Genomic DNA, 25,886 nt, shown 5'->3' with positions numbered 1-25,886 from the left:
AGTTGCAGGACAGTCAGCATTTCTTTCTGCCCAGCCTGCACCGCTGGCGCACACCGCGCCGTCCGGACCAAAGGCCCTATCACACCCTGCCGCAGATATTCATAGAATTGGACGGCCCCGAGATCTCGCCTCATCTGGTCCATGCGCAGGTCTATACATGGAACGAGTTCTATGCCCATGACCTGATCAACAGTTACGGCTCTAAACTGCCCGGATCGGCCCCTTTATGGCGGTTACTGGCGCGGCGACTGATCGTGGCGCAGGCCTTTCTGCATTCGGCCCATTCCGCCCGGATCGATCTGACGCTGGCCGTTGACGGACGGCTTGCCTCGACTGTGCATGCCAATGACGAAACCGAAAACGTCATGGGCCAGGCAACATCCCGGTTGGCACAGGTCATGAAGCTGGCAGGGCTCATTCCCCTGACTTTCGCCCGCCGCCCGGGCGATGTGGGATCAAGCTTTCACGTGGGCGGCTCGGTTCCCATGGCCAAAACGCCCAGTTCGAGGCAATCCGATATCCTCGGGCGACCCAAAGGGTTGTCACGGGTGCATCTTGTCGACGCCTCAAGCCTGCCCAGCATCACGGCCACGACCATCACCTTCTCGGTCATGGCCAATGCCCATCGGATTGGCTCGCTGGCCCCCTGACATTTGGCCAATGGCTTAATCCAACTCCCGGACAAGACGAAAGACATGTCCATATCCGCGATTATAGTGATGTGGTCCGATGCGAAACCCGGATCGGCTCTGCCAATCTTGTGAATACGAACCTCCACCCCGCATGGCCCGGAATTCACAATCATCCCCGATAAGTGGAGAGCCGTCGATCTTCACGGGATCATGATAGGATTCATAACAATCCTCGACCCATTCGAAGCCGTTGCCATGCATGTCATAAAGCCCAAAATCATTGGGCGGATGCAGGCCCACTGGCGCCATCGTGCGCACGGGCCAAATGGAAGAGCAATTGATGCAGACAGCATTGTTTTTCCCCACTTCATCACCCCATGGAAACCGCGTCACGGATCCGGCCCGGGCGGCGTATTCCCATTCTGCGTCCGTCGGCAAACGGTAAGTGTGCCCTGTCTTGGCGCTCAGATATTCGGCGTAAGCTTTTGCATCGCTCCATTCTGTCGGCGTCATGGGCTGGTCATCGCGATAGCCTGTCTCTAAATCAGGAAAAAACGGCTCGCGCCCGGTGATCGCGAACCAGTCCGGATCTTCCTGCGCCTGTTTCCATTGCCCATAGGTGATTTCATAGCGGGAAAACGCCACCGGGCGCGGGATGCGAGCCAGACGCCTTGGACCTTCCCGGTTGGCATGTTTCAGCTGTTTCCGAAGGGGCTTGTAAATAAACAGATGCGCATAACGCCCCTTTTCGAAGACCGGAGAGCCGAGCAGAAAGTAGCCCGGAGGAACCTCGACCAGTTCCGGACATTCAGCGCAATCCTGGAAAACACGACCAGATGTAACCAGGTGATAGCCAGGCTGGCGCAATGGAAGAAACTGGGCCGTTACAAAAAGCGCGGCATGTTGCAGAAGTGATAGGTCGGGCTCAGGCAGTTGTTCATACTCTTCTGTCGCCCGCATTGAGAATTCAAGATCACGCAGCGCCGTGTTTGCGACCACGACCAGCAAGAGTAACCCGGCCAGTATAACGAAGACCACCAACACCCCGGACGACATGATCCAAAACAGCCGCCGCATCCATCGAATAACTCGCCCCAGAAGCGATCCGGTCGACGGGTAGGGCGTTCTCTCAGATTTCATTAGAAAACCCTTCCTGATCACTCAGAACCCTGACGGAGGCTTGATGCGTGGTTCCAACCTCGAAAGCACCAGCCTCTAATGCCTGAGCCAACGCACGGTCGCCTTTGCCGTGCGCCGCGCGGGCCAATGCGGCTCCGTAAGCCTCAAGCACCGAGGTCTCATGCCAGATATCCAAGAAAGCTTTGCGCGCGGCGGTTCCCTGCCCTACGCGCCGGCCCGGCTGATGTTGCAAGTTGCGCATTGCCGCGATCAGTTCGTCCTCGGTTTCAAAAAGAGATCCTCCCCCTGCCCGCTCAACGATCTCGGGGAACGGACCCAACCGGCGGGCAATTACCGGAGTTCCCAATCGGAAGCTTTCAATCAGGATGATGCCGAAGGTTTCATAGCAGACAGACGGCACAATCAGCCCGATGGCCCCGCGGTAATAGGCGTTAAGCTCTTCCAGCGTCTTGCGGCCCAGAAATTTGATACGGTCATTGCCTGCGGCTTGGCTCTTTAGCGCATCGGCATAATCCCCGTCTCCGAGGATCAGCAGATCGGCATCCGGATAACGCTCAAAGGCCGGGAACACGTCCTGTAGCCCTTTGATCTTTTCCAACCGCCCGACGAACAGGAAATAGGGACGATCATGCGCCGCCGGTTCCGGCAGGGCGCTTTGGTCAAGATCGGGCAGGAAATACGGCAGCACCTGCATCTCTTGCCCCAGGCCGAATTCGCGGTGCTTGGCGCGGCTGAATTCGCTTTTGGCGATGATCAGGTCCATATGATCCAGCGCCCGGTCCAGTGCGCCGGTATAGCGCCACAGCTGCGGCGGACGTTTGTAGTTCAACACGCAGCGCAGGCATTGACGCTTGTCGCACAGCTCGCGCTCGTGCCGCCACAGAACATGGGTGGGACAGACCAGCCAGTGTTCATGCGCCTCGTAAACCTTCAACCCCTCGCCCATCGACAACAAGCCGGGTCCACCGATCAGCGATGTATTGTTGTGCCAGATGATATCCGGCTGCCGTTCGGCCAGTATCTCGCGGATGCGGGCGGCGTGTATGACGGGTCGGCCAAGCTGTTGGGTCAGCAGGTTCGACATCATGCCATTGCGGCTGCGCAGCCCGATCCGCCGTACCCCATCAGGGTCGCCCTCGGACTGCGGCTTGCCGCCCAGGATCAGATAGCTGTCCTCGTCATGCACCACAGTCACATCGTGCCCGCGCGCCACCAGCGCCCGGGCCATGCGCTGAATCCCTATGGCGTCACCTCCGAAGGAATACGGCGGGTAAAATGTGGTGAACATCAAAATGCGCAACGACTGCATGCGGATCGTACCGGATTACCAATAACTTTCCGGTATGAAACACGATCCCTGCGACAATCGAAAGGCACAAGCCATGCGGGCACCCGCTTCGCCGCCGGTGTTGCGGACATGCTGCAAACATATGCGGGCTGTCATGGGCCGTGACCACAGCATGTGCAAATACGGCGCGCATGCTATGATCGGGAAATAGTTCAGAAAATTGGCCCGATCCCGCTTCAGATGCAGACCTCTTCCCCTTCAGACCCTCTTCATGTTGTCGAAATGGGCACCCAGTTCGGCATGGGCGGTATCACCCGGCATATCCTTGGGCTTAGCGATTGGCTGCAGGCGCGAAACCACCGCGTCACGCTGGCAGGTACCGCCGATATCTGGGCCGGGCCTGACCAACAGGCGGATTTCCTTGACCTGCCCACCCGCTATGTCGCGGGCGACGGTGGCAGCATCGTCAACCGGCTGCGTCATACGGCAGTCGCGGCCTGGCAACTTCAGCGCTGGCTGGCGGACAATCCAGTCGATCTGGTCCATTGCCATGAATCTGCCCCTGCGCTGGTTGCCAATCTGGCCCGCACCGGGCGGCGTATCCCCCTTGCCGTCACCTATCACGGGTCCGAGCCCGAGCGGATCGCCGCATTCGGCCGGATTGCCGCGAAATGCGATCTGGTGATCACACCCAGCCACCGTTCAGCCGAAGATCTGGCCGTGATCGGGAATGTGCCGCGGGACAAGCTGAAGGTCATCGGGTTGGGCGTCACCCCCCCACCCGAGGATAGTGCCGAAGGCATTGCCAGCCTGCGCTCCGAACTGCTTGGGGATGGCGACCGGTTGATTGTCACACTGGCCCGCCTGCTGCCGCAAAAAGGGATCGACATTCTGATCGACTGCGTCGCACGGATGAAAGACATCCATCCGGGCTATCGTTTCATCGTTGCCGGAGACGGGCCGGATGAGGCGCAATTGCACGCGCTGGCGCGCGATAAGGGGCTTGGTGAACACCTGCAGTTCATTGGCCGCACCGATAAACCGATCCGGCTGTTGCGGGCGGCGGATCTGTTCCTGTTGACCTCGCGATGGGAGGCGCTGCCCTTCACCATTGCCGAGGCGTTCCAGGCCGGAACCCCGGCGGTGGCCACCGCCTGTTCCGGCGTGGTCGAACTGATTGATGACAGTGTTGGCGCGGTCGTGCCCATCGCCGATATCGATGCGATCTGCGCTGCCGTGGCGGATGTCTTGTCAGACGAAGACCGCCGCCGAACCCTTGCGGAAAATGCTTTGAAACGCAGCCGCGAAGACCGGTTCGATCCGGATTGGGTGCACCAGCAATTCGAAAAGACCTATTACACTCTGGCAGGTCGCTAAAAAGGACCGCAGATCAGGGACGTTTAGTGATGTAGCCCCAGACTTCGCCCAGCGTCCAAGCGGTCGACAGCAGCATGACATACGGCAGCGTCTTGAGGTACCGCATCCCCCGCCCCTTGCTGGCCTGCAGCTTATAGTGGCGCACCCAAAGCAGCGGCGGGATCAGTGGCCCCGCCAGGATCAGCATCAGACGCTTTGCGTTGCTTTGATTGCGCACCCGAATTTCACCGAACAGGCGGCCCCAATCGAACCGCTCGGGCAGCAATTCCCGAAATGTCGCCCTGGGCCGGCGGTGATGCACGACCACCTCGTTCGAGAGCCACAGCTCCTCACCCTGTTCGATCAGGTGCCAATGCACGATTGGCTCGTGATAACGGTCTTTCCATAGATGCTGCGTTTCATCCAAGGCTTTGCGGCTATAGGTCAGGTTCACGTCTGACACCCAATCTGCCGGACCGGTTTCAAACGGCCGCCCGTAGCGGCCAAAATCAGTGACGTAAAAGGCCCAGTTCAGTGGGCTGACCGGCTCCATGCATTCAATCGCGCCGCCGATCACGTTCTTGCCGGTTTCTGCATACAACCGCACGATAGTACGCGCCCAATCGGATTGCGGCAGGCCGCGATCTTCGAGAATGCCGATAATATCGCCCGTGGCTGCGGCCAGCCCGGCCGAGCGGCGGCGGTCGTAAAGCTCATGCTTGCCCGCCTCGGAGGTGATCGGGCGGATCGGGTCGATGACGCCCAGATCCAGAAACCGCACTTCGGGATAGTCATCGGCATATTGGGCAACATCCGCGACGCTGGCGTCATAGGGAATGATCACATCCAGCGGCGGCGGGTCATCGAAACTGCGCACTGCTTCCAGAAAATCCCGCACATAGCTGCCGCCTTGCACGATGGTCAAAACGATGGAAAGGGTCGGGTCGCTGCTCATTGGATTGTCATGTCCCCCAGATTGTCCAGTTCAACTGGCTGACCGCTGCGCGTGCTTTCCGGCACAGCGGCGGCGATTTCGACCGCGCGCAGGCCCGCATGACCGTCGGCGCAGTTCAGGCCGGTTTCACCGCGGGTCAGGCGGATGAAATCGGCCAGTTCGTCGCCAAAGGACAGGATCGCGGTCGATTTCCAGGATTTCAATTTCTCGCGCACCATGATTTCCGGATAAAACTTACGCACCCGTTTGGGCGCACCACCGGGCTTGTCCATGGTGATGACAAGGTTCTGCATCGGCGCATAGGCCCCGCGCACCATACCGCGCGAGCCGTACACCTCGATCACGCTTTGATAGCCTTTCCAATCGTTCCAGCAGGCCTGATAGATCGCCGGAATACCATCGGGGTTCTTGAAGATTGCCACAGCGTTGTCCTCGGACCCCGGCACGTTCCAGACCGTGTTGGTGGCCACTCCATAAACGCTGGTAATCTCGCCCAGAATGAAACGCGCCATGTCGGTCATGTGAATACCCACATCCCACAACGCACCGCCGCCGGAAAATTCGGCCTGATATTCCCAATCATGGGTGAAATGGCCCAACCCGTCATGGCCGCCATATACGCGGACATGGTCGATCTCTCCGATCTCGCCCGAGGATGCGACCTCTTTCACATGCGCAAACGACGGGTAGTAGCGCATATTGAACCCGGCCCCTAAAGCCTTACCCGCCTTTTTCGCGGCATCGACGATGCGCCTTGCCCCTTCCACGGTCGGGGACAGCGGCTTTTCGGTCAGCACATGCAGGCCTTCGGCAAAGGCCCGCAGGCAGAGCGGTTCACGTATATGCGCCGGGGTCGAGATCACCACCGCATCCATCGACGTGGCAAAAAACCGGTCGAGATCGGTAAAGGCAGGCGCGCCATCCGCCACGGCCACGGCCCGGTGAAACTCCAGATCCAGAACCGCCGCCAACTCGGCGTCAGGAGACTCAAGAATGTTCTGAACACGCATCTGGCCGATCTTTCCGGCCGCCCCGATCACACCGATCTTCATTCAATTCCTCATTAACAATCACGGGTGCGCAACAGGGTTACACCCGGCATCTTTAACAACAATTCACTTATAAGCGGAGTAGCACAGGCGCTGCCTCCACGCTAGGTTTCTGAAAGGCCGCTGTTAGCAACAAAGCGGGATCGCAGGGGGCATGACGTTGTGAACATCTCCGGATTGGACCACCTGAAGGGCAAGTCCGTCTTCGTGACCGGGGCGACCGGTTTTGTCGGCAAACGGCTTGTGCCGACCCTGCTGGACACCGGTGCCAAGGTCACCGTTCTGCTGCGCAGCCGCCATGGCGCGCGCGCGCTTGAGGGGATGGGGGCACATGTCGTAACCGGTGCGCTTGGCGACAGGGCCGCCATGGAAAACGCGCTACGCGATCAGGACGTACTGTTTCATCTGGCCTATGACATGCGCGCACCTGCAGCCGAAAACCTTGATACCTTCGACACCCTCAGACAGGCCGCTGACGCCGCCGGGGTCGGGCGGATCATCCATATCAGCTCGATCGTCGTCTATGACGGCTGGCCGCAGGAGGATCTGACTGAGGATAGCCCGTTATCCCAAGCCGGAGGCACACCATACCGGCAGGCCAAAATGGCGATGGAACAGGCTCTGATACAGGGAAATTGTCCGGCTGTGATCCTGCAACCAACGCTGGTTTATGGCCCGGGCAGCATGCTCTGGACCGATCGGCTGGCCGACTGGATGGCCACAGGCAGCGTGGTGCTGCCGGACCCCGAGGGGCTGTGTAACGCAGTGTTTGTGGACGATCTGGTTCAGGCCATGCTTCGCGCCGCCGTGCTGGATGATCTGGCGCAGGAGCGGTTCATCATATCGGGCGCAGCACCCTTTGCCTGGTCGGATTTACTGACCGGCTATGCTGATATCATCGGACGGGGCAGCCTGCGTCACGTCCCGCTGGATACCCTTAAAGACGGGCTGCCGCCGGAAGAGACCGGAGAGGTCCCCGATACCCCGCCGCTTGCCGCCCGGCTCAGCGCCGCCGCGCGCACCAGGATCGGGCGAGAGAGGTTCGAAAAGCTGGTACACATAGTGAAACGGCGGCTGCCTGCGCAGGGTGAGATGCATCCCGACCGCTATATGCTTGAGCTTTTCGCAACCAAGGGGCACTGCCGGATCGATCATGCGCGTGCCCGGCTGGGTTACGCACCTGCCTATGATCTTGAGGCCGGGCTGGCCGCCACCCGTACTTATCTTGAAGCCCGCTATGAAAAATAATCTGGCTATATTTAAGATTACCCATTCATTTCAGGGATGAAGACATTTGATCCATATTGCCGTTGACGCAACGCCTTGGGAGAACGAGCGCGGCTTTGGCCGGTTCACCCGCAATCTGATCGCCGCGCTTGCCGCCCGCGATACCGGTTTTCGCTATACGTTATTGTTCGATCAGGAACCAACACGACCCGTACCGGATGGGGTCGAAACCCTTGTTGCAGGGGCTGAATCATCGATGTCCGAGGCCTCCTCGGGGGCCAAGGCTCGGGGCGGGGCCGATCTGCTGACAATGGCGAAAGCAGCCCGCCGCATCGACTGCGATGTCTTCTTTTATCCGGCGGTTTATTCCTATTTTCCCCTGCCCGCCCGGCGCCCGACGGTGGTGTGTTATCACGATACGATCCCCGAACGCTTTCCCGATCTGATCTTTCCCAAACGTCTGAATTTCCGGCTGTGGCAGGCCAAATGCTGGCTGGCCAAGATGCAAGCGACACGGGTGATGACAATCTCGGACGCCTCGGCGAACGATCTGACGCGTATCCTACGCATCCCCCGCGCGCGGATCGACACGATCTCCGAAGGGGCCGAAGACGTCTTTCGACCTATTGACGATAAACAGGCTCTAATACAGGCCAGACAGGCTTACGACATCTCTCCTGACGCACCGCTTCTGGTCTATCTGGGCGGGTTTAACCGGCACAAGAATGTTCTGCGTCTGATCGAAGCCATGCCGCAGATTCTGGCACAGGTACCGGATGCGCGCCTGGCCATCGTCGGGCGCACAACCGGCGCGCGGTTCTGGGACAACGTTGAGGACCTCAAGGCCAGCGCCGCCGCCCGATCCGAAAGCATCCTGTTCACCGGCGAGATTGGTGACCCCGAACTGGCCGCCCTGCTGAATGCGGCCGATGCGTTGGTCTTCCCCTCGCTGTGGGAGGGGTTCGGCCTGCCCGCGCTTGAAGCAATGTCATGCGGCACCCCCGTCCTGTCCTCGGATCGCGGCAGCCTGCCCGAGGTGGTGGGCGATGGCGGACTGTATTTCGATCCTCAATCCAGCCAGGCGCTTGCGGATCAGACCATCCGCCTGCTGACCGAACCCGGGCTACAAAGCGCCCTGTCGCAAAAGGCGCTGGCGCAGGCCTCAAATTTTAGCTGGAACAAAGGCGCGGAACTGGCTGAAAAGTCGTTTCGGAAGGCACTAAGCCCAAAATAATTAAATTGTCCCGCTAGCTTTTTTGAGAACCACTCAACAATACCGCCCTGAACTCAAAATTGAGCTCCTCCTGGAAACACGTTACTACTGTCTGTAACCAGGCAGACAAATATGTTGGATTCGTACCCCTTCCCCCCTATCCGTGGAAGGGGTTAGAATTTTTGACAGCCATACCGCGAATTGATTTCAGTCTGACTTTGTAAGATCAGGGTAAATTATGAACTACGAGACCTCGCACCATCAGTCCCTCAAACAGCTTATTGCCGCACGCGACGCGCGGATCGCTGTAGTGGGGCTAGGCTATGTCGGCCTGCCGCTGGCGCTGACCGCCTATGATGAGGGGTTCGACACGACCGGTGTTGACCTCAACCCCGATCGGGTGGCGCGGATCAATCAGGGCGATCAGGTCATCTCGTATCTGGCGTCGGATCGGATCGCGCAGGCTGTGGACAGTGGGCGTTTCCGCGCCACGCAGGACCCTGCCGCACTGGCCGAGGCCGATATCGTGCTGATCTGCGTTCCGACCCCGCTGACCGATGCGCAGGACCCGGACATGCGCTTTGTTGCTGCCGCAGCCCAAACCATCGCGCAGCATCTGCGCCCCGGTCAGATGGTGGTACTGGAAAGCAGCGTCTGGCCCGGAGCCACGACAACTCTGGTCCAGCCCATTCTTGAGGCCGGCGGTCTGCGTGCAGGTTCTGATTTCTTTCTGGCCTTCTCGCCGGAACGCGAAGACCCCGGCAATGACAAGTTCGACACGCACAGTATTCCCAAAGTGGTAGGTGCCGATGATCCGCTGTCGCGGCAACTGGTCGAGGATTTCTATCGCGCCATCGTCACCAGCGCGGTGCCGGTCAGCTCGGCCGCCACAGCCGAAGCGGTGAAACTGGTCGAAAACAGCTTTCGCACCGTCAATATCGCCTTGGTCAACGAGTTGAAAACTGCGCTTGAGGCGATGGATGTGGACGTCTGGGAGGTAATCGAGGCAGCGGCCACCAAGCCCTTTGGCTTTATGCCCTTCTATCCCGGCCCCGGCATTGGCGGGGCCTGCATTCCGGTGTCCCCCGCCTATCTGGCGTGGCGCGCCGCAGATGCGGGGTCGGATACGCCGATCATCAATCTGGCACGCTCCAGCAACGACGCCGTCCCGCAGATGCTGGCTGCGCGCATGGCTGCAGAGCTGACGGCACGCAACGGCTCGGCGCTGGCGGAAACCGGGCAGCCGCTGACCGGGCAGAATATTTTGCTGATGGGCATCGCCTATAAGCGCGATGTCGAAGACACCCGCCGCAGCCCGGCGCTGGTGCTGCTGGATGAGTTGGAGAAGCTGGGGGCCGAGGTCGATTATCACGACCCGTATTTCCCCCGACTGCCGGAAGGCGGTGAATACCCGCAGCTTGCGGGCCGGGAGTCTGTGCCGCTGGCGGCCGAGAACCTGAGACAATATGCGGCGGTGGCCGTCATCACCGATCACAGCGCCCCGGATTACGATCTGGTCGCGCGCACGGCGACGCTGATCTTCGACACACGCAACGTCTTTGAAAAAGCAGAAATTACCGTGACAAGCGGCAAGCTCGTCAAACTCTGAACACGTCAGCCCTGTGCAACGCGTCCGGCAATTTTGAAACAGAAAAAAGGTTACTAAAATTACGTACTTTCAATGAGGTAAAAATCAAAAGTAGAATTCTTGTAATGAGTGAAAAGCCCGAGAAAATTTTTGTTGATCTGGACGGGACGCTGATCAGAACTGATCTTTTTGTCGAGGCCATCCTTCAATTCCTGAAAAGGAACCCGCTTAATATCTTTCCCCTCCTTTTATGGCTGTTCAAAGGTATTCCCTACGCCAAGGAACGCATTGCCCAGGAGGTCACCCTCAGGGCTGAGACGCTGCCATACGAAACCCCGCTTCTTGAATACCTGGAACAGCAGAAAGCGGATGGCAGGCAGTTGGTTCTCGCGACAGCTTCGCACCGCATATATGCCGATAAGGTTGCCGCACATCTGGGGATATTCGAGTCCGTGCTGGCAACGGATGCAGATCACAACCTGAAAGGCGCCAACAAGCTGACCGCGATACGCGCCGCCGCCCATGGTGATGCATTTGCATATGCCGGAGACAGCGCCGCCGACAACCCGATCTGGGCCGCCTCTACGTCGGACATATTCGTAAATGCTCCTGAATCCGAGGTGGCAAAGGCGCAGGCGGCGGGCACAGCCGAGAAAGTCATCACATCACGCCCGCCGCTGTGGCGCGCCTTTCTCAAATCAATGCGGCCGCATCAATATGCAAAGAACGCCCTGATCTTTGCGCCGATCTTCACCTCTCAGCAGTATCTGCCTTTTTCATCGGTTCTTGCCTCTCTTCTGGCCTTTATCTGCTTCAGCCTCTGTGCGTCGGGTGTGTATTTCCTGAACGATCTGGTTGATCTGGCCGCTGACCGCCAGCACACAAGCAAACGGCACCGCCCGCTGCCATCGGGCGATTTGTCCCTGCATGCAGGCGTTGCCGGGGCCATCGCGCTGCCCGTTATCGCCTTTGCCCTTTCGCTGACTTTCCTGCCGCTTGTCTTTGCGGTTGTGCTGACCGCCTATCTGATCATCACCATGGCCTATTCCTTCTGGCTGAAACAGATCGCGACAGCGGATGTCATGGTGCTGGCATCCCTTTACACGCTGCGCGTCATCGCGGGGTCTGCCGCCACCGGCATTGTCCTATCTTCCTGGTTTCTGGCATTCTCGATGTTTGTCTTTGTCAGCCTCGGCTATCTGAAGCGCTATATCGAGGTGGCAGCGGCACCCGAGGAAGACGGCAATGTCCATGGCCGGGATTATTCCTATACTGACAGCGAAACCATGTTCAGCCTGGGCGTGGCCAATATCACGGCCGCCGTTGTCATTCTGGCTCTGTATATCAACAGCCCCGAAGTGCAGGAGATTTACCGGACACCCGAAATCCTGTGGCTGCTGTGTCTGCTGTTGCTGTACTGGGGAAATCGGATCTGGGTCGGCGCCCGACGCGGACGGGTTGCCGATGACCCGGTCCTGTTCGCCTTGCGCGACAAGATAAGCCTCATGGTCGGTGGTGCCTTTGTCCTGGTGACCCTGGCTGCGAAATACCTGACCCTTTGATGATGGCCCCGGAAACGAAGGAGAACACAAATGTCGTTATACTGGTCCGCTTTGCTATTTGCCGTCTGCGCAAACATTTGCACGAACGTCTCGTTCAAACTGGCCGTGCAACAGCTTTCAGGACCTTTCGATATTCGCGCCCTTGTGGTTTCGCCCTGGGCTTGGGCCGGTTTGATCAGTGGTTTGCTGTTGCTGAGCAGCTTCATTGTCGCCATCCGCGGCCTTGAGCTAAGCATCGCCTACCCGGCCGTCACCGGATTGGCGATGGTGGGTATTCTGGTCGTCGGTTACTTTATGTTTTCTGAAACCCTCAACCTGCAGAAAATCGCCGGGATCGGGCTTGTCATCGCAGGCGTAATCGTCCTGTCGCAGGTCAAACCGGCCTGACGTCTGGTCAAAACGCTGGAAATAACAGAGTGCGCCTTCACCAGATCTACTCTGGATTGTGCGCAGACAAGCGGACCTCCGCATATTTCTTGTGGCCTCTTTTACAAAGCATTGCCGAAGTATCTGATTTAGGGAATACTCGGCTCAGGTATATTTGTGCCTCAAAAATACGCAGTGTAGAACGAGTAGTGGGGCAAAGCCCCGTCAGGTAAAAATAACCAAATTTTAACCCAAGGTGGTTCACAGTTTTGCCATGATTTCGTCGCGGAATCATTATGGGCATCTGCCTGTGGCATAAACCATCGCCTACTTTGGGTTGTGCTCGCACCAAGATCAAAGCCGGAGGGCTGGAAAACATGATGGGGATTATCGGATTGGCTATCCTTGTCGGCCTGTGCGCCGGGGGTATCGCTCTGTACTCCGGGGCTTCCATCCTGATGGCGTTCGGGGCCTATATGCTGGTTGGCTGGATGTTCATTCTGGTGGCCATCATCGCGATCTTCGCCATCCGCTCATTTAAACTCCGCACCCAGAAACAAGATCCCGCTTATTCCGGCTGAACCATCTAATCCCGCCCGGCGACCCTTTTGGCCACATATCCCAGAAATGCCTTGTTCGGATTTCTGATCTGCGGGCGACCCGACGCGGCCCAATAGGCCAGCCAGTCTGCTTCCAGCGCATAGACATCCCGGCCCGGCGCCATCGCCCTGGCCTCTTCCAGCGCGCCTGACGGTAGGATCGGCTTGTCCGGCCCCTCGACCACCTGACCGCGGCGCGAGAACCGGATCAGGTCGCCCGGCTCTTCGGTCATCTCATAATCGGGCAGATGATCGGCAGCGATCATGTCGCGGATCATTTTTCGGAACACCCGCCTAGGTGAGGCCGAACCCGATTTCTTCAGCAGCACCTCAACCGAGATCCGCCATTCAGGTTGCCGCCCGCAATGTTTGCGCGCCAGTTCATAGATCCGCCGTTCCAACGGTTTGCGCAGGCGAAAATAATCGCGGCTGAGGGTCAGCACGGATTTCGCCAGCACCGCACGAAATAACCAGTCGGACAGCTTAACGCTGACACTGACCATCCGGCCCGCCCGGGTGCGCCGGACGATCTCCCAGCTTTCGATCAAGCCAAAGCCGGTTGTGGTCTCTTTCTCGCCGGTAACGATGTTGGTGGTGATCCGGGTGCCTGCCAGCCGCTCGAACGCTTCGCGCAGGCGCTTGTAGCCGTCGCCGCTGGTCTCGCGATTGGTGGCCACCATCAGATCATGCGCCGTCAGATGCAGCACCTGGCTGACGGTCCGGCCCGCATTGATCGCCGCCATCAACTGACTGATGCAAAAGATCAGAATGTCCTTGTCATGAATCGTCGCCAGGCCACGCACCGAAGGCGTCACCGTGATCCCAACCCCGTTATGTTCATAATTCAGAATCCGCCGGTCCGGCCTGGTCGAGAGCGAAAACATCGGATGCTCCATCGACCCCATATCGGTCTTTGGTAGCGCATCGAAGATATCGCATACAAAAAAATCACCTGTCGGATGGCGGTCGGGCAACAGCGCCCCTGCCCCGCTCATATCAGCCTGCCCATATGTTCCTGCCCGAATCTTCGTTCGTGGTTTTATTGACGCTCACCGTAAAGTTATCCACAGGAGGCGTAAAGCCGCCGGATCGTGGGTTCAGAGTCAGTTCAACGTGGGTTCAGAGTCACTCTATCGTGGGATCAGATTCACTATGGATATCGAAAATGATGAAAATCTCTTTTTTTTCGTGTAGTTAGATAAAGTGAATAGAGCCTGTAACTAATAATATAACAGGATTCTAACAGAATAAATTTTTGCAAACCGCCTCAATTCCACCTTTCAAACAGCCTTTACCCACTATTTTTGCTTAGAAAATTTGATTTTATGCTCATAATACTTCCATATGCCACCTTTTGTGGTATATTGAGGAAAACATAGCATACAGGCAGCATTTTCAATGCGAGCAGGCACTCCAGAGGGAACCCCTCCGTATTTCAATATCGATCCGGATCTGGCTTATGCAGAGCTTGGAGATCCCACCGGTACACATGATTTCTCGGACATCGCGGATGCCTGTGCCCGGGGTCGGGCCGATCTGGCAAACCGGGGATTGGAAGAGGACGGCCAGAAAAAACTGCGGCTGTTTTCAACCTGGGAGATTACCAAGTATTTGATCCCCGTGGCGCCTGCTCATTTCCGCCGGGTCCTGAAGGGCAACCCGGATCTGCCACAAGGGCAGTCGGAAACAGAAGGCGGGGCCAAGTGGTTCACGCTGGATGAGGTGCTGCGCCTGCGTTCGCATTTCGCCTCGGAAGGATCAAAAGCCAAAGAGTACCGCCCCTACCGCCCCAAGGGACTACCCGCCAAAATCGTGTCGGTGGCAAACTTCAAGGGCGGCGTCGGCAAGACATCCACCTGTGCGCATCTGGCCATGTCCGCGGCTTTGGATGGCTACAAGGTGCTGGTCATTGATCTGGACAGTCAGGGGTCAATGACCTCGGTCTTCGGTGGCAAGATAACAGATGAATGGCAGACCGTGTTCCCGCTGCTCGCCCGTCACTATGCCGCCCATCTGCGCCGCGACAATCAGGGGCGGCTTGACCGGGGCGAGGCGCCGCATCCAATCGACGATACGCTGTCAGACGCATTGAAAGTGCGCAGCAGCGACCTGATCCAGGCCACCCACTGGCCGAATATCGACCTGATCGGGGCTCAGCTGAACCTCTACTGGGCCGAGTTCCAGATCCCGGTCTGGCGTATGCAGGGCCGCAGCTGGAAGCTGTGGGACGCGCTGACCGACACGCTGGAAGAAGATGGCCTGTTGGATGAATATGACATCATCTTTGTCGATACCCCCCCTGCCCTAGGCTATCTGACGATCAACGGGCTGGCCGCATCCGACATTTTGCTGGTGCCCATGGGCGCGTCATTCCTCGAGTTTGATTCCACCGGGCGCTTTTTTGACATGCTGCATTCTACCTTCCAGTCGATCGAAGACGGAGAGAACATGGCCGCCCGCGCACTGGGACGCCCCGAGATGGCCTTTCAGTGGGATGCGGTGCGCACGGTCATCACTCGCTATGACGGCAGTCAGCAGGCAGAGCTGGCCGGATTGATGCAAGCCTATCTGGGCCGTACCCTGTCGCCGCATTGGCAAGGCTATACGGCGCTGATCGGGCAGGCCGGGGAACAGGTCAATGGCATCTACGAAGCTGATTACCGCGATTTCAACCGCGAAACCTATGTGCGGGGGCGGGAAACTTTTGATGCCACCTATGCCTCGTTCAAGAAGCTATTGATCGGGGTCTGGCGGGGTGAGGAACTGGCCCAAAAGGCCAAAGAGGCGGGAACGCCGGAACTGACGCTGTGAGGGACATGTTTCGCGCGCGAAACACCTCTGAACTACGTCAGAAAAGGAGAAATCGATGGCAAAACGCAAACGGCTGACCCCTGCCCGGCCGGATTATCTGGCAGATACCCCCTCTTCCCCCGGGGCCAAATCCATGTTCCCCACGGATACGCCCCGATCCGCACCCCCGGTTGCGCAGGTGGCCGGCGCAACGGCTGCTCAGGCCGCGCTGGAAGAGCTGTCCGGGGAACTGCGCGCCGCGCGTGCCGAAGGCCGTCTGGTGCAGGACCTGCCGCTGGAGGCTATCGAGGAAACCTATCTGGTGCGTGACCGGATGGCCGCCGATGACACTGAGATGGAGGCGCTGAAGGAAAGCCTGAAGGCGCGTGGGCAGCAAACCCCGATCGAGGTTGTAGAGCTGGAGAATGGACGGTACGGCCTGATCTCCGGCTGGCGGCGCATGACCGCCTTGCGGGCGCTGGCGGCCGAAACAGGTGAGGCGCGATTTGCAACCGTTCGGGCGTTTCTCAGACAACCTCAGAGCGCATCCGATGCCTATGTGGCCATGGTTGAAGAAAACGAGATCCGCGTCGGGCTGAGCTATTACGAGCGCGCCCGGATCGTGGCGCGCGCAGTAGAACAGGGGGTTTACCCGGACGAGGCCGCCGCTCTGCGTGGTCTGTTCGCCTCGGCCAGCCGGGCAAAGCGGTCAAAGATCGGGTCCTTTGTCTCGATCTATCACGCGCTGGACGATCATCTGCGCTTTGCCTCGGCCATCCCCGAACGGTTGGGGTTGTCGATTGCGAAGGTTCTGAAAGAGGAGCCGAAGCGGGCAGGGCATCTGATCACAGCGCTGGACGCTGCAGCATCCTCTACTCTGGACGTTGAAATTTCGGCTCTAACTAAGGCGATCAGCGCGGCGCAGCCAAAGCCTGAAAAGACATCCAGCCCGGAGCCAAACACGCCCCTGTCCGAAGAGATCGGGGGTATCTGTCTGCAGCTCAGCCGCGATGCTTCGAAACTTACATTGTCGGGCCGTGGCATGTCAGATGGGTTCTATTTGGACTTGTGTGAGTGGTTGAAGTCCCGGACAGCATAGGTCCGGGATCGCCAAACCACGGAACCGGGTGGCCCGGTTAATTGCCAGACGCCTGCAACAGCCCGTCCGCATGGGCCTGCAGATCCGATGTGACACGCAGAAACTCGGAAACGTTGTTATAGGCCAAAAATGGGACGGCAATGACCGCCGTGGTCAGAAAGAACAAGCGGCCTTTTCCAAGCACGGAAAACCCGGCCAGCAAGAACATCGCCGGGACGTAGCTCATGGAGTACAAAAACGTCTCATCGCCGTAGAAGAAATGCAGCACCCCTTCGAACAGCAGGTATAAAAGCAATGCCTGCGCGACCGGCGCATTCGGCCCAGGGGTCAGGATGGCCCGGGCCAGGCCTGTGATGAATACGATGGCCCATAGCACGAGCCCCGCAAGACCGACCCATGCCAATGTCTGAACGGGGGAGAATTGCACGGACAAGCGCATCCATTCGGGGAAGACCGGATTGTCCAAAAACGGCACTTCGGGGATGGCGATGGTATAGGCGAAGAAGGCCCGGATCTTGTCCAGCGGTCCCCCGGCCAAATCGTGCAGGACATAGGCGAATTCCGATTTGAGGCGTGGAATGAAGAAGTCTGAGCGCGGAAAGGCGATCCGCTGCAGGGTGAAGATGACCGTTGCGATTGCAAAGCCGTCGACCAGAATGCGGAAGGCGCGTTTGTATGAATTACAGGCAAGCACGGTCAGAATGCCGGCCATCCAATTGGTGATCGTCATCGAGAACGCAATCACGCTGGAAATCGACTGCAATATCGGCGGTATAGTCCCGCGCTGCATCAATGTTCCAAAGACTAGGGCAATCGTAACCGTCAGACCGGCAAAGGCGTGTACCTCTGGCACAGGCATCCAGAAGATGGCCGCGCTGGATACTGCGCCCAGAGCTGTGAAAACAACAGCGTCAAAGCGGGGTAGGCCAAGTCCTCGGAACCCGCCGAACAGGGTCGCACTCCAAAGGCCCGCCGTGGCGGAGAGCACGCCGAGAACGGCCAGCCGCTCAGAAAGGCCCGCCACGATCAGCGCTTTGGTTGGCGTGTACATGATTATGGCCTGCAGCGGGTGAACATTGGTTCGGTAATTGTTGGCATAGCGATCCAGCATCACCGGATGGACCCGAATCAGATCGGCCTCGAACCAGACCCATGCATCGCGGTTCGGGTCGATCAAAGCCAGAGGGATCTGGCTGGCCAGAAACCAGTACCCCGCACCGACCAGAAGGCTGATCATAAAAGCCAGGCCTAGATCGGTCCGGCTGGCGACAAGCCAGGCTTTGAAACGTCCAAGGTTTTGGGACAGCGTCAGGCGCGTATCGGGAATGTCACTGACAATTTCGCCCAGAATTCGTCGCAGCATCCGTAACCTCAAACCCAAAAATAACGTAAAACATTGTTAGTTAGATACTAATTGATCTAAAACTCTACCTTTTTAGCGGCCATTTGCAAAAGGCGCGCGCTGATGTTTCGCGCGCGAAACACTGTCTGATGTCATGGGCAGTTCCAGATGGCGACATCTTCTGCGGTTATTGGGTATCTGCTTGCTTCCATAACCTCGGGCACCTGATTAGCGTCATACCGGTCCATGACCCATTCCCAGACCGGTTCACCACTGCTGTTTACCTCCAACGCGCGGCCCGCGCGGGATTCCGTCAGCAGTAGATTGCCATTGGGCAGCTTTTGCCATTTCCCCGACCACTTGGTGTAAAACGGCATGTCCGACTGTTTGGGGAATAGGATGGCGCGTTCTTCTGTATGGGGCTGGATGGCCACCACGCGCGATCCGCCCTGTAAATTGCCCCCTTCGGTTCTGTCGAAATTGTTGTCGAAGATGCCTATCCAACCGTCACCGATGAAATCGGGGTCGTGCTGAAAGAGAGTAGCCGAGTTGGTGTGCCATTTCACCTCCAGCGTCTCTGGATCGAGCACCATGACCATATGAAGATCACGCAGGGACACGACAATGTCGCCCGCATCAAACAGCGGATATTCATCGGCCATCTCCGGTGGCAGTTCTTCTATGTCGTTGAGGTGAAAGATGTCGCCACTATAACGCCTGCCCGTTCTTAGATATGCGTCGCTCAAACCGTTTTTCTCAAACACTTCGATCGAGCTGATGGATTTTAGGACCTCGCCATCGGCGCTGACTTTCATAAAGTAATCTTCGTAGACGGGGAAGGACAGGATATTCAAAAGCTCTTCATCGCGCCCATCGCGCGAGCGAAGCTCTTGATTGCCGGACACCCAGAACGAGCCGTCATCATTTGCCGAGATTGAATGATGTGCCCGAGGCTCTGAAAGGGCCCACAACACATCGCCACAGGCCGACATCCGGGCGATCCCGATAAATTCGAAGTTGAACAGGATGTCGCCGTTGGGAAAAAGATGCGAGCCGTGAATGTATGGGTAGTTATGCCGCCCGCCGAAAATCTCGCCGGGGTCAGGCGCCCAGGAGTGCAGGACAGCGCCGGATTCGTCGATCAGCCGAACACCTGCATGCCAGTCGAATTCCGGGAAATACGATGTGATAAGCGTAGAACCGGGGGCAATGGCGTTGGCATCGTGAATGCGTACACCTTCAAAATCATACCGCACCGGCATCAGCCGATCAGGTTCCTTCATGAAGGCTTTGACTTCTTCCCAGGCCTGAACGGCGATCCTGTAAGGGGCGAGATACAGATAGGCAGACACAAGTCCCGCCAGGAAAGTGATTGCCAACAGACAAGCCAGCGACAGCAATGCAAGTAGGCGATCAGACATAATCAAAGAACCTCAATCCACAGATCTATGGAGCAACGTTGGATTTTTGGCTGACGGCGATCAAGCTTTAATCCGTTCAAACCGCCTGTTTGGGGGCGAGCCTGCCCATTTGCGGGGCTTTTTGCAGCGCATTTTAGACAGGTTTGCCGCTATGGGGGTGCGACTTCAAAAATGTCTAACCCGGAAACAATGCAGTTGATTTTGCCGCATAGTCATTAGGACCTTGCAATGTGGGGCCTTGATGTTCCTATTTTTGTGCCAAGCGGTTTAGTCTTGGATCGCAGGGCAGGCGCATTACCGGGTAACAAGTTCAGTGTTAGGAGGTTTGAAGAGCAAAGAGTGAAGCACTTTTTTGAAAACCTGCCTGAACGGCTGTTCTGGACTTGTCTATTGCTCGCCATCGTTTGCGCATCCATCCTCTATGGGATTGTCGCGCAAATGAAGCAATGGCCACCTGCGCCTCAGCTTCGGCTCGTGTACAGGACGGTGTTTGTCGAACAATCCCTGACGGGAGCGGCCTTGCAGAAACATCTTCAACCCTCACGCGGACAGGGCGATGGTGTTATGATTAACGAGGCTCCGGATCGTAAGGACGCCGTCCTGCTTATGGGGTTCTTCGACGGAGAGAACCAGGCACGGCTTGTGAATCGCGACGGTAGTGTGATTCGCAAATGGTCTCTGAATTACTTCGAACATTACCCTGATGTTGAAACCCGTCCCTGTGACGGTCTTGGCACCCCTTTAGAGACAGATGTGCACGGGGCACTGCTGACGCCGAAGGGCGACCTTGTGTTCAGCTACGAATATTGCGGAACCGCCAAGCTGGATCAGTGTTCCAATCTGCTCTGGGCGCTCAACGAGCAATCTCATCATTCGCTGGTGACGTCTGAACAGGGCGGATATCTGACGATTGGCCGCGACGACTGGACCGCCGCCGAGGTTGCCGATCGGTTTCCGCCTTTTTTCACTGCGGACACGGATGCGCCGATCTGGGAAGATGTGGTGCTGAGGCTTGACGAACAGGGGCAGGTTCTGGAACGGGTATCGATCCCCGACATCATCATGGATAGTGGCCTGACCGCGTTGCTGACGGCCAACAATCAGGATTTCAAAACGAAAGGCGTAACCCGGAGCGAGTTGCTTCACGCCAACAAGATTGATGAACTGCCGTCAGAGCTGGCCTACAAGTTCCCGCTGTTCAATGCCGGGGACTGGGTGGTTTCGATGCGGGGTCTGAACCTTGTTATAGTGGTGGACCCGGCCACGCGGACAGTGAGGTGGCATCAGACCGGCCCTTGGATCAGGCAGCACGACCCTGAGTTCCGCCCGGATGGCAAAATTTCGATCTTCAACAACAACGCATACCTGACGTCTTACACGCGGAGTGACAAAACTCGGCTCGATGCGCCCCGGGATACAAACATCATGACCATCGACCCGGTCAGCCGGGAGACGGAGGTTGTTTTCGGCAGCAAGCCCGGTCAGGAGATGCTGTCGGTCATCCGGGGGCAGCATGAAATTCTCGACGGTGGTGGAATTCTGATCACGGAATTCGATGCCGGACGCGTGCTGGAGGTGGATGGTGCTGGCACTGTGGTCTGGGAATATGTCAATAAATACGATGACGAATTTGTGGGTGAAATCACCAATGCAAAACTCTACCCATTGAGTTATTTTGAAACCGATTGGAAGGAATGCACGCAATGAAATTGTTCATGGAAACATGGGCGGGGGGACGTCTGATTGCGCTGTTGCTGTTTGCAGGGGTGCCGTTTCTGATGTTGGCAAGCCCGGCGCATGCATATATCGGCCCGGGTGCCGGGCTGGGGGCTATTGCAGTCACGATTGCCGTAGTTCTGGGTGGTATCTTTCTTATTGTCGGGCTGGTTTGGTTTCCACTCAAGCGGCTGCTTCGCGGCAGGAAAGGCCCGGCTGACGCAGGCAACGAGACCGACCCGGCGGAATGACACAGGCTATAGCCGTTTCGCTGCTGGCCGTCGCGGGGTTTATTATTGCCCTGTGGTGGACGAATATTGCAGGAATTGCCCATAAGATCGTTGGCGCAAGCATGGCAGGCGTGGCTGCGTTGCTTGACAACCAGTTATCTGACGATGCCAAGGAAGCTGCAGCGCGGCGGGCAGGGGTGCAACTGATCCTGGGCGGTTTGAACCTGACATGGCGTATCGCTCTGGCGCTGGCTGCGGCGGGTCTGCCTATTCTGCTGGCCGATCTTGCGGGTCTCGCGCCCGGTAGTGCAGTTCTGGATGTGATGCTGCGGCTGGATTACATCGTCATCGTGTCCGTTCTGGCCTTTGCTGCGGTTAAGATCGTCAGCCGTCTGCGTCGCAGCGAAACACCGCAGGATAACGGCGTGTCCCAATACTCGCCTGTAGACCAGTTTGTTCACAACCTAGCTTTCTCGGGTCCGACGGTTCAGAAAGCGGCCGCACGGATTGAGGCGCGCCTGATGCCGCGCCCTCCGATGCCAGAAGCAGCGAATCCCATTTTCGTAACCTCCCTTGCGCGAGGCGGCACCACAGCGGTTCTCAACGCGCTGCATGATGCGCCCGAAGTGGCGACACATACCTATCGCGATATGCCTTTTGTGACGGCTCCGGTTCTATGGAACAAACTGGCTGGTGGCCAGAGGCGCGGCGTGCGGCGGCAGCAGCGGGCCCACGGGGACGGAATGAAGATCGACCTTGAAAGCGCGGAAGCGTTTGAGGAGGTCATCTGGAAAATATTCTGGCCGGACAGGTACAAAGGGGCCTCGATCCCCCTATGGGAAGCTGTGGACTCTGATGAACAGGCCGACCACTTCCTGCGTCGCCATATGAGCAGCATCATCCGGGCGCGCAATGTGCAGGCTGGATCGCAGAGCGTTCAGAAAACGCGCTATTGCTCGAAAAACAATGCCAACATTGCCCGGATTCCTTATCTGCTCAAATCCTTCCCGGATTGCAGGATAGTCGTTCCGGTGCGGCGTCCTGAAAGCCACGCAGAGTCCCTGCTGCGGCAGCACAACAACTTCAGCAAGCTGCAGTCTCGGGACAGCTTTGTGACCCGCTACATGGCGGATATTGGCCATTTCGAGTTTGGCGATTTGCATAAACCCTTTCTGTTTTCCGGGTTTGCGCCTGATCAGAAAGACACCCATACGCCCGATTACTGGCTGCAATACTGGACCAGCGCCTTTCAGGACCTGTTTGCGTACAAAGACAAGTGTATCTTTCTTCTGCAGGACGATCTGCGCGCGTCTCCTCGGGCGACGATGGAGGGGCTGTATGACACCCTTGGCCTGTCACCCGACGGGCAGAGTTTTGAGCAATATTTCCACTCAAAGCCTGACCTGGCCGAGGCTGAGAGGTTCGATCCCGGTCACTTGCAGGACGCGCATGACGTCTATAGCGCGCTGGTGGAGTGTGCCCATCGGGATCAGCTGCAAAAGGTGATTTGACGAAAATTTCATATATAAATCAAAGCATCTACCGATTTACACGCACTTTCCCTATATTTTGCAAATAACCTTTTGAACGCTGGAAAGTGTTCTATAATATTCGATAAATATTCCTTATCAGGATTGATTAATCTTCCCGCAAAAGCCGCGCAGAATGGGCCTCGGGCACCCACGCCTGCTGGCTGGAAATGGGGCGAGACCCTTTCCCCGGCGTGGAAATTTCCCCAAAAGCAAAACTGTTCCGGGGACATTTTGAGAAAATACGGATTTCTAAAATCACCCCCGGTTTCCTCTCGGAGAGTATGACAGGATAAGGTAGTTGTGTTACAAAATGACTCACCCAAGAGTTGACAATTGGACGCGCGAGTTTTGAGCGAGAGCAGGACCAAAGAAACCACCGTATTTTCTGTGCGTTTGCCTGTGGACGCGCTGGAGCGTTTTGACACGACTGTGACCGCGCTCGGGCAAAGAGCCGCAACCAGATCATCCAGCGACTGATCTATCAGCCGGTCGGGTATCTTAGATCCGGACTCGGCCCTGATGGATCTCTGGCAACAGCACCTGCATTAGGTGCGGAGGGGCTACACCAACCTGAACCAACTCGCAAAATCGGCCAAGCGCGGCAGCGTCATCTGGACGGATGATGATCGACGTGATGAGACCGATGACGTGGACCCATGGCAACGGCGGCTGACTTGTTTTGAACTGGCATTCCGGAGAGCGCAAAAAAGGATTGACTAATCCTAGGAGGATCTGGTGACCGGCTGGAATGTAGTCCATGCCCTTAACAGTATGAATGACTTTCCCGATGAAAGCCGGAACCTCGCAAAGGCAGTTCTCACCAAAGAAGGAAAGACGCGGCGCACCGTTGTCAAAGCCGGCGCTTCGTCACGGATCATTCCGGTCCGTGCGAGGCGGGACAATCTCTTTCAGTGCGCGGGCATCCTCGGCTTTATGTTCGACACTCCAGTGCCTTTCAGGGGCAGTGCCTGCATGCTCGATGCGTAATGCTGAGAATGGCTCACCTGTGGTTTCGACAAACCGGTGGCAGAGACCGTTCATCTCGGTGGCCAGCGCCTGCGGGTAATAGCGATGTTGCCTGAGCCGCGCGCCTGAATCGTCCAATTGGGTGACAACGATCTGACTAGTGCCGGGATCTATGTCGGCGCAGGTTTGACCAACCAGAACTGCGATAGTGCCTGAATAGCACAACGCAGCGTCCCTGCCTGCGCCCAGCGGAAAGCAGGTGGATGGTGCCGAAAGGGGCGCGGATGCTTCGAGGCAGACGAAAAGCGTGTCCTCGGCCATGAAAACAGAGCCTTCTGCCGGGAAGGCCCCGCAGGGTTTCGGCGGTGCCAACACCGACCCGGCATAATCGGTTGCCCCATAGAGGATCTGGAAAATGGAATTCATATCGATGTCGCGGCCAAACGTGCTTGGGCTCTGAAAGCTGCCGAACCTCTGGGTCTGCTCGGCAGGGCCACCCACAGAGCGGATCGGGGTCGACTTGATGTCGAACCCGTCGATAGTGCGGGCCTGTTTCACAATCGCATCTGCCAAATCAACATCCTGCTCCGCCACACGTTGAAACAAAGGCCAGATATGCGATGAGGCCACCGTGTGACAAAGGCCAAAGATTAGTACCAAAGCCAGCCCCCCTGCCGGGATCAGTCGGGATGCGGATCGCCGGGCCAGCCCATGTGCAAAGACCGTGATGCAGGCCAGAACAACACCGGCAAAGACAAAGCCCATGAACCCGATGGTTCGCCCGATCAGATAGGGTTCCGGATATAGGAACCAGATCAGAACCGGCAGGATGCAAAGCGCGCCGAACCCGCCAAGCAGCACCCGGATCGCCCCGAACCATCCCCCGCCTAAAAAGGCGCGTGGCGCAACAAGCGCTCTGACCGCCGTGAACAGAACCATTGCGCCTGCCGCTGCTGCCGCGATCAGGAAAATACCACGATAGGGATGCGGCATACCCACAAGCCCGCCGCTGTGAATCCGCCTTTCAATCCTGGGCAGGGCAGACAGTTTCTCAAGGATCACGGTTTGGTCCACGCCGCCTGAGAAGCGAAAATTGGGGACGAGATCCAGAACGGAAATGGTGGCCCGCAACTGCAGTTGATACAGCACCAGAGCACCCACCGAGGCGACAAGGACACGACAAAGGCAGAGCAGGCTTTCCCGGTGGCCGTACCGGTCGACACGGATCAAAACTATGGCTGGGATCAGAAAGCCCAAAAGCGCGTAGCTCTGATAGAAGCCGATCGCGATGGCCAGAAGCTCGGCTGCCACAATGACCCGCAAGACCAGACCCCAGGGTGAACTCCCCTGCGCGGGCGCAATCAACGTCATCGCACCCACAGAGGCCAAAAGACCAAGGCAAAACCACGAAGCCTGCGTTTGAAAATGCAAAACGGCGGTCAAATAGACATGCGAAAACCCCGCCAGAAAGACCAGCAGAACAGACACCATGGTCATCACCGGTCCGGTCGGTGCAACAGCCATATGCGCGATCAGAACCGCGACGGCGAACAAAGCTGCGAAAAGGATAAAGATCAGAACCGCAATTGGCGTGTTCCAGCTAAAGATGACTTCATGCGCCCAATGCGTTGCCCAGCGGCCATGCACTTCGGCAAACCCGGTTTCGAGCCCGGCGGCAAACCTCCATTCATCGGGGTTGAAGCCTGATTGCGCGATACCGATCCCGGCCGTTGGCAGGAACATCAGGGCTGCAAGACCCGCCGCCGCAAGATACAAAGCCCAGAACGGGGCTTTGGCACTGTTCATCTTTCAACC

General features: G+C 57.6%; 21 protein-coding genes. 13 read left to right on the top strand and 8 right to left on the bottom strand.

Translation table 11 applies throughout. From position 1 onward, the window contains the following. Window positions 1–650, top strand: a 650-nt coding sequence (locus ACR0B8_RS19630; protein WP_480686163.1) for a GMC oxidoreductase, incomplete at its 5' end; no start/stop codon positions are given. 15 nt (window positions 651–665) lie between these two features. Here ACR0B8_RS19630 and ACR0B8_RS19625 read toward each other — a convergent pair. Together ACR0B8_RS19625 and ACR0B8_RS19620 are read right to left on the bottom strand one after the other, a co-directional pair. After that, complete coding sequence (locus ACR0B8_RS19625; RefSeq protein ID WP_226689864.1) at window positions 666–1,772, bottom strand: formylglycine-generating enzyme family protein; 1,107 nt, start codon at window positions 1,770–1,772, stop codon at window positions 666–668. Next, on the bottom strand, window positions 1,762–3,081 hold the full coding sequence (locus ACR0B8_RS19620; protein ID WP_226689863.1) for a glycosyltransferase family 4 protein: 1,320 nt from the start codon (window positions 3,079–3,081) through the stop codon (window positions 1,762–1,764). The genes ACR0B8_RS19625 and ACR0B8_RS19620 overlap by 11 nt, the downstream gene beginning before the upstream one ends. A 261-nt stretch (window positions 3,082–3,342) precedes the next feature. On the opposite strand from ACR0B8_RS19620, the gene ACR0B8_RS19615 reads away from it, so the two are divergent. Next, a complete protein-coding gene (locus ACR0B8_RS19615) occupies window positions 3,343–4,437 on the top strand; it encodes a glycosyltransferase family 4 protein (RefSeq protein WP_226689862.1) in 1,095 nt (364 codons plus the stop codon). 13 nt (window positions 4,438–4,450) lie between these two features. On the opposite strand, the gene ACR0B8_RS19610 is transcribed toward ACR0B8_RS19615, so the two are convergent. Both ACR0B8_RS19610 and ACR0B8_RS19605 read right to left on the bottom strand, forming a co-directional pair. Further along, the gene (locus tag ACR0B8_RS19610) at window positions 4,451–5,371 is read right to left on the bottom strand and encodes a glycosyltransferase family 2 protein (RefSeq protein ID WP_226689861.1); all 921 of its coding nucleotides are present in this window, start codon (window positions 5,369–5,371) and stop codon (window positions 4,451–4,453) included. Next, on the bottom strand, window positions 5,368–6,423 hold the full coding sequence (locus ACR0B8_RS19605; protein ID WP_170359863.1) for a Gfo/Idh/MocA family protein: 1,056 nt from the start codon (window positions 6,421–6,423) through the stop codon (window positions 5,368–5,370). Before ACR0B8_RS19605 ends, ACR0B8_RS19610 begins: the two co-directional genes overlap by 4 nt. A 159-nt stretch (window positions 6,424–6,582) precedes the next feature. Between ACR0B8_RS19605 and ACR0B8_RS19600 the strand changes: the two genes are divergently transcribed. The 6 genes from ACR0B8_RS19600 (at window position 6,583) to ACR0B8_RS19575 (ending at window position 12,957) form a co-directional block, all read left to right on the top strand. Beyond that, the gene (locus tag ACR0B8_RS19600) at window positions 6,583–7,668 is read left to right on the top strand and encodes an NAD-dependent epimerase/dehydratase family protein (RefSeq protein ID WP_480659349.1); all 1,086 of its coding nucleotides are present in this window, start codon (window positions 6,583–6,585) and stop codon (window positions 7,666–7,668) included. Between the two features lie 46 nt (window positions 7,669–7,714). Next, window positions 7,715–8,881 carry a glycosyltransferase family 4 protein gene (locus ACR0B8_RS19595; RefSeq protein WP_480659347.1) on the top strand — a complete coding sequence of 389 codons (1,167 nt, stop codon included), beginning with the start codon at window positions 7,715–7,717 and terminating at the stop codon, window positions 8,879–8,881. Between the two features lie 217 nt (window positions 8,882–9,098). Next, window positions 9,099–10,469, top strand: coding sequence for a nucleotide sugar dehydrogenase (locus ACR0B8_RS19590; RefSeq protein ID WP_226689858.1), 1,371 nt, complete (start codon window positions 9,099–9,101; stop codon window positions 10,467–10,469). A gap of 104 nt (window positions 10,470–10,573) precedes the next feature. Next, the gene (locus ACR0B8_RS19585) at window positions 10,574–12,010 is read left to right on the top strand and encodes a UbiA family prenyltransferase (RefSeq protein WP_480659345.1); all 1,437 of its coding nucleotides are present in this window, start codon (window positions 10,574–10,576) and stop codon (window positions 12,008–12,010) included. A gap of 30 nt (window positions 12,011–12,040) precedes the next feature. Then, the gene (locus ACR0B8_RS19580; protein WP_170399658.1) at window positions 12,041–12,397 is read left to right on the top strand and encodes a DMT family transporter; all 357 of its coding nucleotides are present in this window, start codon (window positions 12,041–12,043) and stop codon (window positions 12,395–12,397) included. A 356-nt stretch (window positions 12,398–12,753) separates the two neighbouring features. Next, on the top strand, window positions 12,754–12,957 hold the full coding sequence (locus ACR0B8_RS19575; RefSeq protein ID WP_170399655.1) for a hypothetical protein: 204 nt from the start codon (window positions 12,754–12,756) through the stop codon (window positions 12,955–12,957). 5 nt (window positions 12,958–12,962) lie between these two features. Here ACR0B8_RS19575 and ACR0B8_RS19570 read toward each other — a convergent pair whose 3' ends face one another. Beyond that, a complete protein-coding gene (locus ACR0B8_RS19570) occupies window positions 12,963–13,970 on the bottom strand; it encodes a replication initiator protein A (protein WP_170399652.1) in 1,008 nt (335 codons plus the stop codon). Window positions 13,971–14,373: 403 nt separating this feature from the next. Between ACR0B8_RS19570 and ACR0B8_RS19565 the strand changes: the two genes are divergently transcribed. Together ACR0B8_RS19565 and ACR0B8_RS19560 are read left to right on the top strand one after the other, a co-directional pair. Then, the gene (locus ACR0B8_RS19565) at window positions 14,374–15,786 is read left to right on the top strand and encodes an AAA family ATPase (protein WP_480659342.1); all 1,413 of its coding nucleotides are present in this window, start codon (window positions 14,374–14,376) and stop codon (window positions 15,784–15,786) included. A 55-nt stretch (window positions 15,787–15,841) separates the two neighbouring features. After that, window positions 15,842–16,864 (top strand): ParB/RepB/Spo0J family partition protein, encoded by a 1,023-nt coding sequence (locus tag ACR0B8_RS19560; protein WP_226689854.1) that lies wholly within the window; start codon window positions 15,842–15,844, stop codon window positions 16,862–16,864. 37 nt (window positions 16,865–16,901) lie between these two features. Here ACR0B8_RS19560 and ACR0B8_RS19555 read toward each other — a convergent pair whose 3' ends face one another. Then, a complete protein-coding gene (locus tag ACR0B8_RS19555) occupies window positions 16,902–18,227 on the bottom strand; it encodes a hypothetical protein (RefSeq protein ID WP_226689853.1) in 1,326 nt (441 codons plus the stop codon). 131 nt (window positions 18,228–18,358) lie between these two features. After that, complete coding sequence (locus ACR0B8_RS19550) at window positions 18,359–19,627, bottom strand: arylsulfotransferase family protein (protein ID WP_226689852.1); 1,269 nt, start codon at window positions 19,625–19,627, stop codon at window positions 18,359–18,361. 339 nt (window positions 19,628–19,966) lie between these two features. Here ACR0B8_RS19550 and ACR0B8_RS19545 point away from each other — a divergent pair, with 339 nt between their 5' ends. Genes ACR0B8_RS19545 through ACR0B8_RS19535 form a run of 3 tightly spaced genes read left to right on the top strand, consistent with a single transcriptional unit; the run spans window position 19,967 to window position 23,084 of the window. Next, window positions 19,967–21,334: an arylsulfotransferase family protein gene (locus ACR0B8_RS19545; RefSeq protein ID WP_480659340.1), complete on the top strand. Its 1,368-nt coding sequence runs from the start codon at window positions 19,967–19,969 to the stop codon at window positions 21,332–21,334. After that, window positions 21,331–21,594, top strand: a complete 264-nt coding sequence (locus ACR0B8_RS19540; protein WP_226689850.1) for a hypothetical protein — start codon at window positions 21,331–21,333, stop codon at window positions 21,592–21,594. Before ACR0B8_RS19545 ends, ACR0B8_RS19540 begins: the two co-directional genes overlap by 4 nt. Beyond that, on the top strand, window positions 21,591–23,084 hold the full coding sequence (locus ACR0B8_RS19535) for a sulfotransferase (RefSeq protein ID WP_226689849.1): 1,494 nt from the start codon (window positions 21,591–21,593) through the stop codon (window positions 23,082–23,084). The genes ACR0B8_RS19540 and ACR0B8_RS19535 overlap by 4 nt, the downstream gene beginning before the upstream one ends. Window positions 23,085–23,972: 888 nt before the next feature. On the opposite strand, the gene ACR0B8_RS19530 is transcribed toward ACR0B8_RS19535, so the two are convergent. Next, window positions 23,973–25,877 (bottom strand): glucosyltransferase domain-containing protein, encoded by a 1,905-nt coding sequence (locus ACR0B8_RS19530; RefSeq protein ID WP_226689848.1) that lies wholly within the window; start codon window positions 25,875–25,877, stop codon window positions 23,973–23,975. Between the last annotated feature and the right edge of the window lie 9 nt (window positions 25,878–25,886).

It is taken from the genome of Ruegeria sp. BH6, assembly GCF_056538105.1.
Note: the sequence above shows the minus strand (reverse complement) of the source record. Positions and strands in the feature narration are given on the sequence as shown.